Consider the following 17,853-nt stretch of genomic DNA (forward strand, 5'->3'; position numbering starts at 1 on the left):
TTCTGCACCTAGTGGTACGGTTACACCATCATGAAATCCTTTTGGTCCGTATGCACCCGTAGCAACAATGGCGGGTCCGGCAACCAATAATCTTGGACCGTCTATAATTCCCTTTTCAATGGTTTTCTTTAAATATACATCTGTATATCCGGCGCCTTCGGCACCTAGGTCTCTCATGGTCGTAACCCCGGCCAATAAAGAATTCTTTACGTGAACCGTACCCCTTACGGCGCGCTCTACAGGAGATTCTTTTAATACTTGGTCATTCCAATCTGTTTCATTGTACGGGTGCAACAATACATGTGAATGCCCTTCTATGATGCCGGGCATTAACGTAGTGCCTTCTAAATTCACTTCAGAGGTATTTTTAGGCAGTGATACTCCGTTCGCTTTTCCTGCGTAGCTAATTTGATTATCTACTACCAAAACCACCCAATTATCGTGTATTTCTGTGCCATCAAATACACGGTCTGGTTTTAAGAGTGTTTGAGTAAAACCTATGAAAGTAGAGAATAGGCAAATGACAAATATTGATTTCATAATAGTAGTTGGTTTAGTTGGCAATGGCAGATTTTAAAAGACCGTCCAAATCGGCTTTTGTATGTTGATTTCCATTCGATAAGACCATGAAAATGTCTTGCGTATTTTTAATATTTTCTAGTGGATTGGTATTCAGTAAAACGATATCGGCTATTTTATTTTCAGAAATAGTTCCGTAATCGACACTTTGTTTTAAAAATTTAGCTCCATTATATGCAGAAGATTTTAATGCGTCTAGCGGAGAAATTCCCGTTGCAACCATTGCTTCCATTTCTTTATGAAGAGAAATGCCAGGGTAGGTGTAGCTGTTATAAGCACCACTATCTGATCCAGCTAATAAGGATACCTCGTTTTGGTTCAATTGAAATGCCAATTTACCAAAGAATTGATCTAAAGCTTTTCTATCGGCAACCTGTTTTGCTGTTGCAAATTTAACACGGTCAATTCTACCTTTATAAGTTTGCTGTATGCCCTTGCTCATATATTTTAAATAGTCATCATTGCTGTGGTCAACTTCATCTAGATAACTAAGAACACCACCAATATGCAACGTAGGTACCACAAAAACGTTATTTGCTTTCAATTTAGAAAAAGTAGCTTTGGCAGTAGTATCGCTATATGAAGCTTGGAGAAGGGGCATGGCATCCCAAAAACCAATTTCCTTTTTAATTAATTGCTCGGTTATATTTTGTTCATCATTTGAGCAGCCTTTCATAATATAATACAGGTGTTCTACTGCATCAATACCAGCATCAATAGTGGCATCAAGTTCAACGGTAAAAGGCATATGACCAGAAGTAATCAAATTACGTTTCTCTGCTTCTTGAATTACTTTTAAGTAGTTTTCACCAGAAATTCGGCTATCATATATTTTTACAAAATCAGAGGGTATGGATTGCAAAGAATCTAGCGCTAAAGTAATGTCCTCATCGGTGTCTACTTCTAAAGAGCCTGCCCAGGTACCGGCAAGACCATCAATCTTTGGACCCGATGTAAAAATGGTAGGACCTATAAGCTCATTCTTGGCAATAGCTTTTCTCCATTCTAAAACAGATGTGGTAAGATCACCACCTGCATCGCGCACTGTGGTAATTCCGTTGGCCATAAAGAGTTTTAAGAAGTTTTTATTCGCGCTAATTAAAGAATCGCCACCTCTAAAATGAGTGTGGTTATCCCAAAACCCCGGCACTAAATATTTACCGGTAGCATCTATAATTGTTTTGGCTTCTGCGCCTTTCAAATTATTGTCTGCAGTTATTTTTTGAATTCTGTTATTACTGATCAAAATATTGGAAACACTAATAGATCCATTTTCTAAGTCAATAAGATTACCGTTTTTGATAATTACATCATAGGTTGTAATATTTTCCTCTTTACAGCCGGTAAACGTTATTAATGATACGAAAGCTACAACTTTCGCCATGTTCAATAATCTCATAATATAATAGCAATTTACAAGGGTAAGGTAACAAGAATATGTGGCAAATGAGTATTTCTGTTTTATAAATTAAATGAAATTAAGGCATTGACAATGAATGCAACTTCCATTTATAATCTACTTGTAAAAACCTATTTATTTTTGCTTTTTAGCAGACTGCCATCCGCCGCCATCTCTGTATTTTATATTGGCTTCTGCATGTTTTACAATTTCTGTAACGCGCTTTGTTCTGGTTTCTGGTCGCTTTGCTTGGTTTAACCAGTAGAGATAACTTTTGCGTTGACTATGTGTAAAATTTTTGAAATTAGTGAATGCATCAGGGTTTTTATTAAAAGCTACTTGTAGTTCTTCAGGTATAACTCCGTTTTCCACATCATCTAAAGAAGTCCAAGAACCATTTTCTTTTGCAATTTTTATAGAAGCCAATCCTGCGGCATGCATTCTTCCGTTGGCTTTGAGTTCTTTTATATAGTTCTTATTGACTTTGCTCCAAACACTTTTTGGTTTACGTGGGCAAAAGTATTGTCTTCGTTTTCCGTCACCCAAGCTTTTTACAGTGCTATCAATCCAGCCATAGCAAAGCGCAACTTGCACAGCTTCTTCCCAACGCATACTTTCATTTTCATGTGCAACCGAGTAAAAAATAAGATGAACACCTTTATGTTCAGAATGGTTATTATGCAACCAATTTTTAAATTCAATATCGTTTTTAAAATATAACTGTGGTATTTCTGACATAATTCTATTAAAAGGGTATTAATTTATCATAAATGTACAATGTTTAATAGAGAAAATATTGGTTAATACAGCTACTCGCCCTATTTTTAAGCTTTCAAAAATCAACTAAACAACAACAAATTACGTATGAAAAAAATCTTCATTGCGCTGCTTTTGGGCTTTGCGCTTATTATTGTCTCATGTGGTGGCAATAAACGAGAGGGAGAACCTAAGGTTTTGGTTTTCTCAAAAACAATGGCTTTTAAGCATGCATCTATACCTGCGGGCGTTGCAGCTATTCAAAAATTAGGGTTAGAGAATGGTTTTGCAGTAGATACAACCAAAAATGCAGAACTATTTACCGATGAAAATTTAAAACAATATTCAGCTGTTATATTTTTAAGTACAACTGGTAACGTTTTAGACCAATACCAAGAAGCGGCTTTTGAGCGCTACATTCAAGCTGGAGGTGGCTATGCGGGTTTTCATGCTGCAGCAGATACCGAGTATGACTGGGGTTGGTATAATGACTTAGTGGGAGCTCAATTTTTAAGTCATCCAAAGGGAATGCCTACGGCAGATTTTATTATTAAGGACAAGAATTTCATTGCTACACAGTTTTTTACCGACTCTGTATGGACAAGAAAAGATGAGTTGTATAACTACAAGAACATCAATCCTGATGTAAATGTTTTGATGACATTAGATGAGTCATCTTACGAAGGTGGTGAAAATGGAGATTTTCACCCCATTGCTTGGTACCATGATTTTGATGGTGGTCGTGCTTTTTATACAGGTGGCGGTCATGATGATGCCAGCTTTTCTCAAGATTTATTTTTAAAGCATCTTTTAGGTGGAATTCAGTATGCAATAGGTGAAAACTTAAATTTAGACTATTCTAAGGTAACTTCTCAAATACCGCCGGATGCCGACCGTTTTGCAAAAGTAACTTTGAGCGAAGGTCAGTTTTTTGAACCTACTGAAATGACAGTTTTACCTAACGGTGATATATTGGTAGCGCAACGTAGGGGAGAAGTCATGCTATATAATGGTGAGACGAAAGAGCTAAGTGAGGTACTAAAGCTAGATGTTTATAGCAAAACGTTAAATACACCAGATGTAAATGCCGAGGAAGGATTAATGGGATTACAGAAAGATCCAGATTATGCAAACAACCATTGGATTTATTTATACTATGCCCCAACTGGTGACAAGTGGATAAATCGTTTATCAAGATTCAAATTTGAAAATGGTAAGTTTGATGTTGCATCAGAACAAGTAATAATGGATGTGGACAGTCAGAGAGAGATTTGCTGTCATACCGGAGGTTCAATAGCATTTGGTCCAGACGGATTATTATATCTTTCTACAGGAGATAATACCACTCCGTTCAATGAAAAAGGTGTAAAATATGTGCATAATGGTTTTGGACCTTTAAATGATATTCCTGGTCATGAGCAGTACGATGCTCGCCGTTCTTCTGGTAATACAAATGATCTTCGTGGAAAAATATTAAGAATTAGAGTTCAGGAAGACGGTACGTATGATATACCTGAAGGAAACTTATTTCCGGTAGGTACAGAAAAAACCAGACCTGAAATTTATACCATGGGGCATAGAAATCCGTATAGAATATCAGTAGATATGAAAAGAGGATATCTGTACTGGGGTGACGTTGGTCCTGATGCTAGAGCCGATAGTTTGGGTACTAGAGGTCCAAGAGGATATGATGAAATGAATCAGGCTAAAAAAGCCGGTAACTTTGGTTGGCCGTTGTTCATAGGGAACAACTTTGCCTATAATGCCTACGATTATGAAACGGGTGAGATAGGTGCTGAATTCGACCCTGAGAAACCTATAAATAACTCTCGTAATAATACAGGTTTAACGGAGTTACCACCAGCAATGCCGGCGTATGTGTATTATCCTTATGCAGATTCACAAGATTTTCCGCAAACGGCTACAGGAGGTAGAAACGCAATGGCAGGACCTACTTACTATTCTGATATGTTTGAAGGGGATGAAAAACTACCTAGTTATTATGATGGAAAGGTGATTATCTATGATTGGATGCGTGGTTGGATGTTTGCTGTTCATTTAGATGAAAATGGAGACTTCAGTAAAATGGAGCCTTTTGCACCCAATGTCAAGGTCAATAGTTTAATTGATATGGAAGTAGGACCAAACGGAAAAATATATCTGTTGGAATACGGTAGTGGTTGGTTCTCAAAAAATTCGAATTCTTCTTTAGGGTATATTGAATTCAATGGAGGAAATAGACCACCATTAATCAATGAAGTAACCGTTGACAAAACAGCAGGTAAAACCCCGTTGACTGTTTCTGCTAGTATAGAAGCAAGTGATCGTGAAGATGATGCCATAAAATATATATGGGATTTTGGTAACGGTGATACCAAAGAAACCACAGAGGCAAATGTCAGCTATACGTATGAAGATGCAGGAGTTTATAAATTAAAGGTGACCGTTGCAGATGATAAGGGCGAAGAGGCAATTAGTGAAAGCACCGGTATTGTTGCAGGTAACTCAAGACCTGAAGTTGCTATCTCATTAGGGCAAAGTGCACCGGCATTTTATTCGCCAGGTCAGAAAATTGCTTATGATGTTTCAGTGACTGATCCTGATGGCACGGAAATAGATGCAAGTAATATATTCGTAAGTGTTGATTACTTAGAAGGTATGGATAAGGTGGCCATGAATTTGGGACACCAACAAGTTTCTGCAGCAGTTACTGGAAAAGCGTTGACTCAAGCAATGGACTGTAAAACATGCCATAAAGAAGCAGAAGCTTCTATAGGACCAAATTACAAGGATGTTGCGGCGAAGTATAAAGAACGTAAAGATGCTTTAAAGTACTTGCAAGGTAAAATGAAAACAGGTGGTTCAGGAGTTTGGGGAGAAGTAACTATGCCTGCACACCCAAATATCACATCTGATGAAACAAGACAAATTGGATTGTATATTCTTTCATTAAACGGAGATGATAAAAAAGAGAAGTCATTACCGGCAAAAGGAACTATAACCGCAGAATCATCTGCACCAGGTAATATGTTGGTAATTACAGCTAGTTATACAGATGCAGGTGCTGAAGGTACTATACCGCTTACAGGTTCTAAATCTGTTGTAATACCCGCTAAAACAGAGAAATAATAATAATTTTCAACCCATTATAAAGCCCGCTATTTAGCGGGCTTTTTTTATAAATAAAAATAAGTTTTAGTTTAATTTTTGGCTGATAAGTTCACCAATTCGCATTAGTAATTCCATCTCAGTTTCTGTAAAATCATAAGGTACCGGTTTAGCAATACCAATAGTACCATATAAATTATCATTATGTATTAGCGGTGCAGCCAATGATCCTTCTACTTTGGTGTCTTTTGCCGAGGGTCTAGCTACGCCAGAGTCATCGGTCTGTAGATTACACATTTCAACAGGCTTTCTGCGCTCAGCAGCAATACCGGCCATACCCTTACCGATAGGAATAGTAGATAATTTCGGAATTAAAAACTCAGGAATTCCTACTTGAGATTTCAGCTGTAATAAAGAGTTCTTATCTAAAAAATGTAGTGTACCCGTAGAGCAATTAAAATGCGCTAAGATCAGTTTTAGAAGATTATCCCAATTGGGAGTGTCTTTCTTTAATTCGGCGCTAAGAGTAGCCAAAAATTCTTTAGAGTTGTTCATATTGTTTTATGCTAATTATTTCTAAATTCAAAATTAATGATTTCGCTAATTTCATCTGCTCTATCTACAATCATAAAATGTTCTCCACCTTCTATAAGTTTTGTTCTGGTTGTACCCTTAGGCGGAATCAGCTTATCTTTTGTACCGTTTATTTTAAGAACTTTTGTAGATGGTTTTATGTTTTGCCAAGTAGTAAATTCTTGTAAAGCCCATTTTACAAATTTAAAATCGGTGTCATCTAATATTGCATTAAATAATTCCACATTTTTAGCTCCCATAATATACTTTGCAAGAAACCTTGGTGGGTTGAATAGAGACGGAGGTATGAGTTTTGAAATTCTAGATTTGCCCACCCATTTATATATCGGTCTTAATTCATATTTTGTTTGAGCAGAAGAAATAAGGATTACTTTTTTAGGGTTTAGTTTTTTACTTATCTCTGTAGCTATTAATCCGCCAAAACTAACTCCAATCAAATAAAACTCATCGCTGGTATCAATAACTTCACTAAGTCTTTTAGAATATTCTTTAATAGATTCGTTATGGTGAGGTGTAATCCAATCTATAGTGACTAGTTCAATATCTAATGTTAAGTGTTTAAAGACCCTTTGATCGGCACCTAATCCACTAATTGCGTAAATTTTCAATGTTACCTTTTATGAAACGATTCTTATCTATTGCTAAAGGTACGTTAAACTCTTTTTCAAAGTAATTTTCATTAAACTTCATTGTCTTTACCGGGTAGTTCTCTGTAAGCGTAATAGGCTAAAACAGCATAGATAGCTTTCTCTATGGCAATTCTTATCGGGAACAATTCTTCTCCTAAAGATTCATCTATAGAGCGTAACTGCATGTAATAATTACTAATAAGGGGATATTTTTTGTCAGCTGAAATATGCGCATTGGCATTATTGAAAGCTTCGGTTTTTTGTTCTTTAATTGGTTTGCAAGTAACTAGTTTTGGTTTATTGTTTTTATGCAACATGGCAGAAAAACCAAACAGTCTGCAAATGAGTCCGCGGTGGGCATATTCTGAACAAAAACCTTTAGAATCAGGAGTAATAATTTCGTTCAATACAGGACATATTTTATTATCCTTATTATTTTTAAGTTTTTCTAACCATCGTTCTGTCTCTCCATTTTTTAAAAGATGATAGGCTAGTGGTAAAAATTCTAACGCAGTAGCGTTGATGTCTGGTTTTAAACAACATAGTCCGCAATTGGCTACACAGCTAAGTCCTGTAGATTGTTGAAAGGAGCCTAACTCCTTATCCAATTGGTTGAAAATACGATCTACCGCTTGAACCTTTTGATATATTGTCACTTATGAGTTTAAGATCTTACGAAGGTAGTCTATGTTTTCATACGGCAAACAATTAATAATAATATTAACGGTTTTAAGTAAAACCTAACTGCCTAATTAAGTTTAATACACTGAAATATAATACTTTAAATAGTTGTAATCTTAAAATTTGGCAGTTTTGAGTCGCAAAGGTTTTTGATCAGTTTTAGGTTTTATTTCAAACGCTATAACACCTAATACCTGTTCTTCTTCAGTAAGTACTTGTACTTCCCATTCACCAGGTGTAACATTGGTTTTATAGGTATACCCTCTAAAACCACCATCTCTACCGCCGGTAATATCGTAACCGATATCATCAAGATTTTCCCATTCTTCAGTTTGTGTATTATATCTTCTCCATCTATGAAAAATGGATTTCTTTAAGTCTGTAGGTGCAAAAATTGAAGAAAAAATATATACACGTTGATCTGGAGTATAACTAAAATCAAGTTTATGTTTACGCCAAAAAATGAAAGACTCCTCAGACTCATAAGTAACCTCATATTTGCCGTTTTTCTGAATGATTTCATGAGCTACTATTCCTTTATCCAAAGCTAACGGTACAGGTGGTATCAAATTCAAGAAATAGAATAGATTAATACTACCGTATATGGCTATGATGATAAAAACCATTTTACCCAAATTAATCTCTTTTCTGCTGCTTAGGCTTTTTCTATAGATAATGGTAAGAAGAAGCAAAGTGCTAACTAAACTAACTGCTCCTGAAATTAGAAATACCGTAGTATTCAATTCTTTCAAGAACACAGGAATCATAAATGTGAAAAAAGTGAAGCTAATAAAGTAATATACCCCAAATTGAAGATATTTATTGGAAATCCGTTTCTTAAGAAATTCATTCGCAATTAATAACAGTACTAAAATTATAAAGAATGATGCTGTTTTTGACAGGGAAACACTTCTGGAAAAATAAATTACATAGGCACTTGATAGTCCCCCAAAAAAGAATTGAATGGCAAGAGGTAAATACTCTTCATACCGGGCTAAAAAAGTATCTTTCCATTTACCATCATCTGCTAAATTATACAGATATAATGTTATAGATAACGAGGTCATATGCAGACATAGAACCGTTAAGTCATAGGTTCTGTCAATACGCCCTAAGGTTAAGGTATCAAAGATGAACCCGCCCATAAAGAACAATATTGGCGCATATTTAGAGTGCCTTCTGATAAAACTTCTGAAGGCACTATTTCTGTATTTGACAAGGGTTTTCTTCATGAAAGCTTACTACTATGAGCGCAAAAGTAATTGAATGAAACAATTGAACTTTGCCTTATTTAACATTTCATGAACGCTAAAGATCAAAACTTTAAATGCGTTGATCTAATTTTCAGTTTTAACATAAAAATTGGGGTCTACTTCCAGAGAAGTTAAGTTACCTTTTACTTTCTCGGTTTTCCATTCTGTTGTTGGCTCTATCCAAACCGGTGTTTCATTGATGTATACTTTTAGAGGAATAGAAAAGTTAGCAACGGTATTGGTAAAACGGTACATCATTTTCTTACCTTTTACTTTGTATTCAAAAACCGGAATTTTTGTGGTTCTTAAATACTGATCAAAGAAAGGTTTTAAATCTTTTTTCATTTCTAAAGCGATAACCTTTTCAATTTCATCGGTTGTTACGGTTTTATGGTAAAACTCTGAATTTAATTCACGTAATATGGTTCTCCATTTTCTATCGTCATTTACAATTTGGCGTAGGGTATGTAGAATATTTGATCCTTTATAATACATGTCTCCACTGCCTTCATGGTTTACATTATAAATGCCAATAATGGGTTTGTCATTTTTAATATTGTTTCTAATTCCTTGTACATAAGCATTTGCGGCTTCAGGACCATAATGATAATCTAAGAATAGGCTTTCAGAGTAACAGGTAAACCCTTCATGAACCCACATATCTGCGGCATCTTTATAGGTAATGTTATTGGCAAACCATTCATGACCGGCTTCATGTATAATGATGAAATCGAATTTTAGTCCCCATCCGGTATTTGAGAGATCTCTACCTAAATATCCTTTTTTGTATTGATTTCCATAAGTAACGGAACTTTGGTGTTCCATTCCTAAATAAGGAACTTCTACCAGTTTAAATGAATCTTCATAAAAAGGGTAGGGACCAAACCAATATTCAAAAGCCTTCATCATTTTGGGAGCGTCCTTAAAATGTTCTTTTGCCTTTTCTAGATTGTCCTTTAAAACATAATAATCCATATCAAGAGCGCCTTTTTCTCCTTGATATACTTCATCAAAATGAACGTAATCACCAATGTTCACATTAACTCCGTAATTGTTGATAGGATTAGAAACAAACCAATTATAGGTGTTAGTTTCTTTATCAACGCTTCTAAGACGACCATTAGATACGTTCATTAATCCTTTAGGTGCTTTTACACTGATTAGCATACTATCGACTTCGTCATACATATGGTCTTTATTTGGCCACCAAACACTAGCGCCAAGCCCTTGGCAAGAAGTGGCGACAAAATCTTTACCGTTCAGGTCTTTTTTCCAGGAAAACCCACCATCCCAAGGGGCTCTTACAGCTTCTTTTGGGTGTCCAGAATACGTGACTACAACCTCATTGAAATCGCCAACTAGCTGAGGTTTTTTAAGTTGAATGAAATGTGCATTTATATTATGTACAACCTTTAATTCTTCACCATCTTGCGTTACTTTTTCTATGCTTAAAGGAGGTTGCAAATCTACCTGTAAAATTTGATGAGGTTCCAGTACCTTATAGCGAATAGTATTGCTACCACTAATAAATTTATCATCAGGATTCACATCAATATCCAAATGATAATAATTTAAATCCCACCATTCACGTTCAGGGGTAATGCTACCTCTCAACGTGTCTTGTTGGGTAAAGGTTTGTGCCTGTGTAAAAGAGCATATACCCAAAACCAGTGCAGCTATTATTTTTTTCATGTGTGATGTAATTTTGGTTTACCTGAATATTCCATTAGGAAAAACAACCGGACTTTCAAATCCGTCTTTACCAACGGCAGAAACTCCAAAAAAGAAGTTGTCGATAACAATACCGTCTAAGGTAAATTCTGTAACGTCACCTACATACCTACTATGATCCCAAGTTGGGGAGGTGGTATCTCTCCAATAAATTTTATAACCTTTTGCACCATCAACTTTACTCCATTGAAATTTTGCTGCAGGTTTAACTATACCTCCTATTTTAACGGTGGTAGGACTTGGTGGAGCCCAAGCAATAGAAGCAAGGTTAATCGCATTTACAGCAGTTAATTTGGTTACATAGGCAAAATTCACATGTTCTAGAACATCGCCATAAGCAATACCATCTTCAACGCGAACATCTTGGTGCTGCTGTGTGTAATTTTCATGAGCTTCCATTATTCGAATACCGGGAAAACCTGCATCGTTAAAAGGTCTATGGTGACCACCACGACCAAAACGGTCTAAACGATATATCATCATTGGGTTCATTTCTGGCATATACAATTTTACATTTTTATGAATGTAACGTGCCAATTGTCTAGAAACACCATCAACTTCACCTCCATAAAAACGTCTTGCTTTACGTTGTTTTTCTGTTTCAGTAGGAGGTACAGGTTCAGAGAAAATTCTAAAATCTACGTTACTAATGGTGCCATCTACACCTTTTATGTTACCGATCATATCATTATTAAAAATACCGATGACATCCCAGCCTTTGTCTTTCATAAACTGGGCAACACCCCCACCTCCAAATAGACCTTGTTCTTCACCAGACAACCCCATGTAAATAATACTATTTTCGAATTTATATTTTGAAAGCACACGAGCAGCTTCTAAAGTACCCGCCATACCGGTAGCATTGTCATTTGCGCCAGGCGCATCATCCGTATAATTATTAGGGTCGCTAACACGAGAATCAATATCACCACTCATGATGATGTAACGGTTAGGATATTTTGTTCCTTTTTGTATGGCAAGAACGTTCACCACTTCAACATCTTTTACGATACGATCGTTAGCGCCTTTTTTTACTAAGTCTTTTTGAAAGAAAACGTTTAAGCAACCTTGGCATTCCGTAGAGGTTTTTTCGAATTCATTTTTGATCCAACGTCTAGCGGCGCCAATCCCTCTTGTCGTAGAGACGGTGTCACTTAAGGTATGTCTAGTTCCAAAATTAGCAAGTTTGGTAACATCGTTTTCAATACGCTCAGCAGAAACGGCATTGATAATATCATAAATGCGTTGGTCTGTTTGTGCAGTAAGCGTAATAGCAGAGATTAATAAAGCGGGTAATAAGAATTTTTTCATTTCAATTTTTTTGGGTGAGTAATGTTAGTATAGGTAATAGGTTTCTAAAATTAAGTAAAATATAGGGCCGACCATAATTTCATTAAATAAAGTATTTAAGCATTAGTTAGTGGTTTGTGCTAGCTAGTTTTTGTTTTTGGACATTAGATAATACACACCCAACAACGGTCCTATGGTTAAAGGGATAAATAAAAGAGATATAGGGATGATCGATTGAAGTGATCCTAGAAGCTGTATACTGATAATTGTAATGGCAAAACCAATACAATTTACCAGGGTAAGAGCGGTGCCTTTTAATTCTGGAACTACTGCAGATGCAACTAGGTTTGAGAACTGGGGCGAGTCTGCCGTAACCGCGATACCCCATAAGCACCAATTTACTAAGAACAAATAGACGGGAAGTGAAAATAACAATGGTGAGATCAAGCATAGAAAGCCAGATGCTATTAAGGCGATTAAAGCAACTTTCTTGCTGCCTATACGTTGAGAGATTATACCACCAAAAGCGCAGGACAATCCTCCGAGTGCAATTACGATTCCTGACCATAGCGATACGGAAATATCACTGCCAGATTCCATGGCAAACCATTGAATGGCAACAGGTGTAAATGCCCAAAATGCATAAAGTTCCCACATATGTCCAAAATATCCGAATGCTGCTTTTTTAAATTTAAAATTTTTAAAAAGTCTTGGTCCGGCATCTAGTTTCAATGTTGAACTTGCTACTCTATACGGACCATTTGGTACCAGTAAGAACAATAATAAACCTCCTAAAGCGGTAATGCCTGAAGTTAGTTGTATAACACTATCAGGATGATTGGCTATGGGGCTACCTTTAATTAAGAAGGGAAAAGCAGTACCAAGAACTAAAGCTCCTACCAAATACCCTAATGCTTTGCCTAAACCCTTCTCATAATAATCTGCGGCTATTTTCATGCCTACGGGATAGATACCGGCTAAAAAGAAACCTGTGCTAAATCTGGCTAATAACAATCCGGTCACGTTTAGTTGCGGGTAGATCAAGGACAAATTTGAAACGGAAGCTAAAAAAGCGCAAACCATAAAAACCTTAGATGGTGAAAACCTGTCGGCAATCATTAAAACTCCGAAGATAAGAGTCCCGATTATGAATCCAAATTGAACGGATGAAATAACGTAGCTAACAATGTCTGCACCAAAATCTAATTTTTTGGTCAGTGATTCTATAATGGCATTACCGGCAAACCAAGTAGAGGTACAGGCAAATTGAGATAGAATGATGATGGGGAGAATATGTAGTTTTTGTTTCAATAGATTAATAGTAATTACCAGAATCTAATTATGTAAAATTAGATTCTGGTTAGTTAACCTATTTTTTGTCGGCAAATTTCTTCAAAATTGCACGCACATTTTTTGTGTTATCAACAAAATATCTTGCTTGTGTTTTTTGGCGACCTACTTTAACGGTAATAGAATTTTCTGGCAGCTCTTGAAACATAAATTCATCAGTCCAATCATCACCAATAGCGAAAACAAAATCGTACTCATGCTCCGTATATACGCGCATAGAGGCTCTACCTTTATTTACGTTGCTACTTTTTATTTCCATCACTTTATTACCGTTTAAAACACTTAAGTCATCATTGGCAATAAGACTGGTAAGTACAGTATTCAGCTCAACCGAACGTTTTTGACCAAAATCTGGATCTGTTTTTCTGTAATGCCAAGCTAGAGAATAGTTTTTCTCTTCAATAAAACTACCGGGAGTACGATCAACAAAAGATTCTAACACTGGTAGAATTTTCTCCATCCAGTCTTTCTTTACGGTTTCTAACATTCTAAATTCCTCACCACCTTGTGAGATCCATACGCCATGCTCAACAATCATGTTGTATTTTTTAGGTAAGAACCATTTAGTGAATGTTTCTTTATCACGGCCACTAATAAGATACATATCCGTATTTGGTTGAGATGAAATTTCATCTAATAACTTGTATAGTTCCTCATCTGGCGATGCTTTTTGTGGATCAGGATGAAAACCTGCCAAGGTGCCGTCATAATCTAAGAAGACTAATCTACGTTTGGCATTGCTATACTTATCCATCACGGTATTCATGATGTCTTCGGATAATTTCCTTGATTTATAGGTTTGATCTTTTTCCTTTTGACCTACTAATGAATTCATGAAATCATTGGCCCATCTTTCAACGTTGTAACGCTCTAACCTTTTTTGTAATGAAGTGTTTCTAGAAATCTGTTCCTCTTTTGGCATATTGATAGCCTCGTAGAGCGAATCTGCTATCTGTTCAAAGTTGTTTGGGTTAATCAGTAATGATTCGTTCATTTCATTGGCAGAGCCTGCCATTTCACTTAAAATAAGTACTCCCGTTTTGTCCGTTCTAGTAGCAATATATTCTTTGGCAACTAAATTCATACCATCTCTAATAGGTGTTAACCACGCAATATCAGAAGACGTGTATAGGTCAATTAAATTATCAAACGGCATAGATCTGTAGAAATACCAAATTGGTGTCCAGCTAACTGTTGAAAGCTCTCCGTTAATACGTCCTACCAACTCGTCAACCTCACGCTTTAGTAATTGGTATTGCGGAACATTAGAGCGTGACGGTACAGCAAGAATTATCAGTCTTACTTTCTCTTTGTATTGAGGGTATTTGTTCAAGAAATACTCAAAGGCATTCAAACGTTTGGCAATACCCTTTGTGTAATCTAAACGGTCTATAGATAAAAAGAACTTGGCATCTGGTGCTGATTTTTTATGGGTGTCCAATCTTTTTTGTAGTTCAGATTTTTCATCTTCGCTACGTTGCGAATGTTCTTTGGCAGCTTCGCTAAATTTTTTATAATCAATCCCCATGGGGAAAGAGTCTACTTTAATTACCCTGTCGTCTAGGTAAATGTCATTAAAACTTACCTCTAAGCCCAAAAGCCTACGTACAGAGCTTAAGAAGTGACGCTCATAGTCATAGGTATGAAAACCAATTAAATCTGAACCTAACAAACCTTGTAACACCTCTTTTCGCCAAGGTAGTGTTCTGAATATTTCATAAGAAGGAAAAGGAATATGTAAAAAGAACCCAATAGAAATATCCGGTCTTTCTGCGCGTACCATTTGTGGTACTAACATCAACTGGTAGTCATGAATCCAAATTGTATCTTCATTATCTGCTTTTGCGAGAATGGCATCTGCAAATTTTTGATTTACGGCTTTATAGATTTCCCAACTTTCTAGCTCAAACTCAGAGTATTCTAAAAAGTAGTGAAAGAGTGGCCAAACGGTTCTATTACTAAATCCGTAATAAAATCCGTCAACCTCTTTTTCTGTTAAATTTACTTTAGAAGAGCCGTGTTCTGCGAGTGCGCTATCAATTTTGGGTGCTAATTCTTCAGGTATTTCTTCATCGGTTAATCCGCTCCAACCAATCCACAAGCTATCACCACCAGAGTGTACAGATTTCATTCCAGTAGCCAATCCGCCTACACTTGGTACTGCAGTAATGTCTCCATTGCTAATTTGTAATTGTACAGGTAGTCTATTTGAGATAATGATAGTTTTCGCCATAAAAGAGGTTTTTTTGCTACTTTTTGTTAATTATTTCTCTAAATTTCGGGAAAAAGGAGGGCAATAGCAATTGAAACCTCATATGAATCAAGATTTTTATTGAATGGATAATTTAGACTACGGAATAATAGGGAATTGTAGAAGTGCAGCATTAATTTCAAAGACAGGAAGTATAGACTGGTGTTGTTTACCAGAATTTGATAGTCCGTCAGTATTTGCCAAATTATTAGATGAAAATATTGGTGGTAGTTTTGAGATTAACGTAGATGACAGTTATGAAATCTCACAGAAATACGAACAGTATACAAATATATTAATTACTTCTTTCAAGTCTGGCGATGATCATTTTGAGATTCATGATTTTATGCCTAGATATCGTAAAGAAGAAAAGAAGTATCATTCTCCACCGGAATTGGTACGTTATTTTAAGCATATATCGGGTAAACCAAGCTTTTCAGTATTATATGACCCAAAGTTAGAGTATGCAATGGGTACAACAGAAACCTTTATTAAAAAGGATTTTATTGCAAGTCTTACTCACGATGTAAAATTTGACACCGTTTTTTTATATACATCTTTTGATAAAAACGCCGTTGTAGAAAGTACTACCATTACGCTTACGGAAGATGAGTTCATGATGATGGGTTATAATGAGAAATTGTTATTGCCAACAACAGATAGAGCTTATTTAGATTTACAGAACACAAAAGTATATTGGTTGAATTGGGTAGACTTAACGCCCACATATAAAAAGTTCAACGAAGAAATTACCAGAAGTGCATTGACCTTAAAACTTTTAAGTTATGATAAAACGGGTGCCGTACTAGCAGCGGCAACCACCTCATTACCAGAGACTATTGGTGAAGTGCGTAATTGGGATTATCGTTTCTGTTGGATCCGTGATGCCTCTATGGTAATTAAAGTAGTATCAGAACTAGGGCACAAAAATGTAGCAAGACGTTATTTACAATTCATCATAGATTTAATTCCTGATAAGGCAGAGAAGCTGCAAATCATGTACGGAATTAATAAGGAGAAAAAATTAACGGAAGAAACACTAGAACATCTGGCAGGTTATAAAGGTTCAAAACCTGTACGTATAGGTAATGCGGCATATCACCAAAAACAGAATGATATTTATGGTATTCTGATGGATGTGATATACGAGCAGATGGTAAAATTCAGCATTGATATAGAAAATGGTGAGGATTTATGGGCGATAACGAAAGGAATCGTGTGGATCGTTAGCAATAATTGGAAAGATGCCGATAAAGGTATTTGGGAGTTTAGAGCAGAAGATAGACATTTTACTTTTTCAAAGGTGTTATGTTGGACAGCCTTAGATCGTGCCATTAAGGTAGCAGAGATGTTAGGTAAAAAGCATAAAATTGAAAAATGGGAACCTATTAGAGCAGAAATCTGGAAAGATATTTATGATAATGCATGGAATGAAGAAGTAGGGGCGTACACGCAATCTTACGGTTCTAAAGAGCTAGATGCCTCTGTGTTATTGATGGAATCTTATGGTTGTGTGAATGCAAAAGATGAACGCTACATAAAAACAGTTAACGCTATTGGGAAAGAATTAAGCAATGACGGATTGCTATATCGATATAAGAATGAAGATGATTTTGGTTTACCATCATCGTCGTTTACAGTATGTACATTCTGGTACATTAATAGCCTGTTCAAAATTGGAGAACGCAAGAAAGCATTAGAGCATTTTGAAAGATTATTGAGTTATAGTAATCATTTAGGTCTCTTTAGTGAAGATATTGACTTTAAGACGAAAAGATTGTTAGGAAACTTCCCTCAAGCGTATTCACATTTAGCACTGATAGAATGTGCTATAAACTTTTCTAAAAAAGAAAGTGAAGATGAAATGATGGAATCTCTAAGAGAATAATCAGCCAGTAACATAAGCCTTAATTTTAGCAATTAGGGCTTTAAAATGTTGCTCGGTCGTAAACGGATTCATAACGGTAATACGTAAGTAATGTATTCCTTTTAACTTCGTTTGTACAATATAAAATTCGCCATCTTCTAAAAGAAATTGGCGGATTTTTTCATTTAAAGAGTTTAGGCTTTCAGTGTCTAAGTCTGTAGTAAAGTATCTAAAACATACAATATTGGACATTGGTTGTAGTGCTAATTCAAAATTTGAAGCTTGCTCAATCAAATTTGCAAATAGCGCACCCATATCATAAAGTTGAGTGACATTGGCGTCAAAAACTTCTTCAGCATATAATT

12 protein-coding genes and 2 pseudogenes are annotated in these 17,853 nt (G+C 36.0%); 2 read left to right on the forward strand and 12 right to left on the reverse strand.

Annotation, left to right across the window (positions count from 1 at the left end):
• From ABJI11_RS11375 to ABJI11_RS11385, 3 genes and pseudogenes are all read right to left on the reverse strand, one after another.
• A pseudogene (locus ABJI11_RS11375) lies at window positions 1–540 on the reverse strand (amidohydrolase family protein); the annotation flags it as partial.
• A 13-nt stretch (window positions 541–553) separates the two neighbouring features.
• Window positions 554–1,978 (reverse strand): amidohydrolase family protein, encoded by a 1,425-nt coding sequence (locus ABJI11_RS11380; RefSeq protein WP_348352218.1) that lies wholly within the window; start codon window positions 1,976–1,978, stop codon window positions 554–556.
• Window positions 1,979–2,113: 135 nt separating this feature from the next.
• On the reverse strand, window positions 2,114–2,716 hold the full coding sequence (locus ABJI11_RS11385; protein WP_348352220.1) for a YdeI/OmpD-associated family protein: 603 nt from the start codon (window positions 2,714–2,716) through the stop codon (window positions 2,114–2,116).
• Between the two features lie 126 nt (window positions 2,717–2,842).
• On the opposite strand from ABJI11_RS11385, the gene ABJI11_RS11390 reads away from it, so the two are divergent.
• On the forward strand, window positions 2,843–5,863 hold the full coding sequence (locus ABJI11_RS11390) for a ThuA domain-containing protein (RefSeq protein ID WP_348352222.1): 3,021 nt from the start codon (window positions 2,843–2,845) through the stop codon (window positions 5,861–5,863).
• Window positions 5,864–5,929: 66 nt separating this feature from the next.
• On the opposite strand, the gene ABJI11_RS11395 is transcribed toward ABJI11_RS11390, so the two are convergent.
• The 8 genes from ABJI11_RS11395 to ABJI11_RS11430 form a co-directional block, all read right to left on the reverse strand.
• Window positions 5,930–6,397 carry a GAF domain-containing protein gene (locus tag ABJI11_RS11395; RefSeq protein WP_348352224.1) on the reverse strand — a complete coding sequence of 156 codons (468 nt, stop codon included), beginning with the start codon at window positions 6,395–6,397 and terminating at the stop codon, window positions 5,930–5,932.
• An 11-nt stretch (window positions 6,398–6,408) separates the two neighbouring features.
• Entirely contained in the window at window positions 6,409–7,044 is a 636-nt protein-coding gene (locus ABJI11_RS11400) for an alpha/beta hydrolase (protein ID WP_348352226.1), read from the reverse strand.
• Window positions 7,045–7,115: 71 nt separating this feature from the next.
• Complete coding sequence (locus tag ABJI11_RS11405) at window positions 7,116–7,721, reverse strand: YkgJ family cysteine cluster protein (RefSeq protein WP_348352228.1); 606 nt, start codon at window positions 7,719–7,721, stop codon at window positions 7,116–7,118.
• A gap of 141 nt (window positions 7,722–7,862) precedes the next feature.
• On the reverse strand, window positions 7,863–8,978 hold the full coding sequence (locus ABJI11_RS11410; RefSeq protein WP_348352230.1) for a DUF2914 domain-containing protein: 1,116 nt from the start codon (window positions 8,976–8,978) through the stop codon (window positions 7,863–7,865).
• Window positions 8,979–9,083: 105 nt separating this feature from the next.
• Window positions 9,084–10,691: a M1 family metallopeptidase gene (locus tag ABJI11_RS11415; protein ID WP_348352232.1), complete on the reverse strand. Its 1,608-nt coding sequence runs from the start codon at window positions 10,689–10,691 to the stop codon at window positions 9,084–9,086.
• A gap of 18 nt (window positions 10,692–10,709) precedes the next feature.
• Window positions 10,710–12,041, reverse strand: coding sequence for a M28 family metallopeptidase (locus ABJI11_RS11420; RefSeq protein ID WP_348352234.1), 1,332 nt, complete (start codon window positions 12,039–12,041; stop codon window positions 10,710–10,712).
• A 123-nt stretch (window positions 12,042–12,164) separates the two neighbouring features.
• Window positions 12,165–13,331, reverse strand: a complete 1,167-nt coding sequence (locus tag ABJI11_RS11425) for an MFS transporter (protein ID WP_348352236.1) — start codon at window positions 13,329–13,331, stop codon at window positions 12,165–12,167.
• 58 nt (window positions 13,332–13,389) lie between these two features.
• Entirely contained in the window at window positions 13,390–15,603 is a 2,214-nt protein-coding gene (locus tag ABJI11_RS11430; protein WP_348352238.1) for a bifunctional alpha,alpha-trehalose-phosphate synthase (UDP-forming)/trehalose-phosphatase, read from the reverse strand.
• A gap of 103 nt (window positions 15,604–15,706) precedes the next feature.
• Between ABJI11_RS11430 and ABJI11_RS11435 the strand changes: the two genes are divergently transcribed.
• Window positions 15,707–17,509, forward strand: a complete 1,803-nt coding sequence (locus tag ABJI11_RS11435) for a glycoside hydrolase family 15 protein (protein WP_348352240.1) — start codon at window positions 15,707–15,709, stop codon at window positions 17,507–17,509.
• Here the strand turns inward: ABJI11_RS11435 and ABJI11_RS11440 are convergent.
• Window positions 17,510–17,853: pseudogene (locus ABJI11_RS11440) on the reverse strand (pyridoxal-dependent decarboxylase); the annotation flags it as partial.

It is taken from the genome of Maribacter sp., from assembly GCF_039968975.1.
Lineage (GTDB): Bacteria > Bacteroidota > Bacteroidia > Flavobacteriales > Flavobacteriaceae > Maribacter.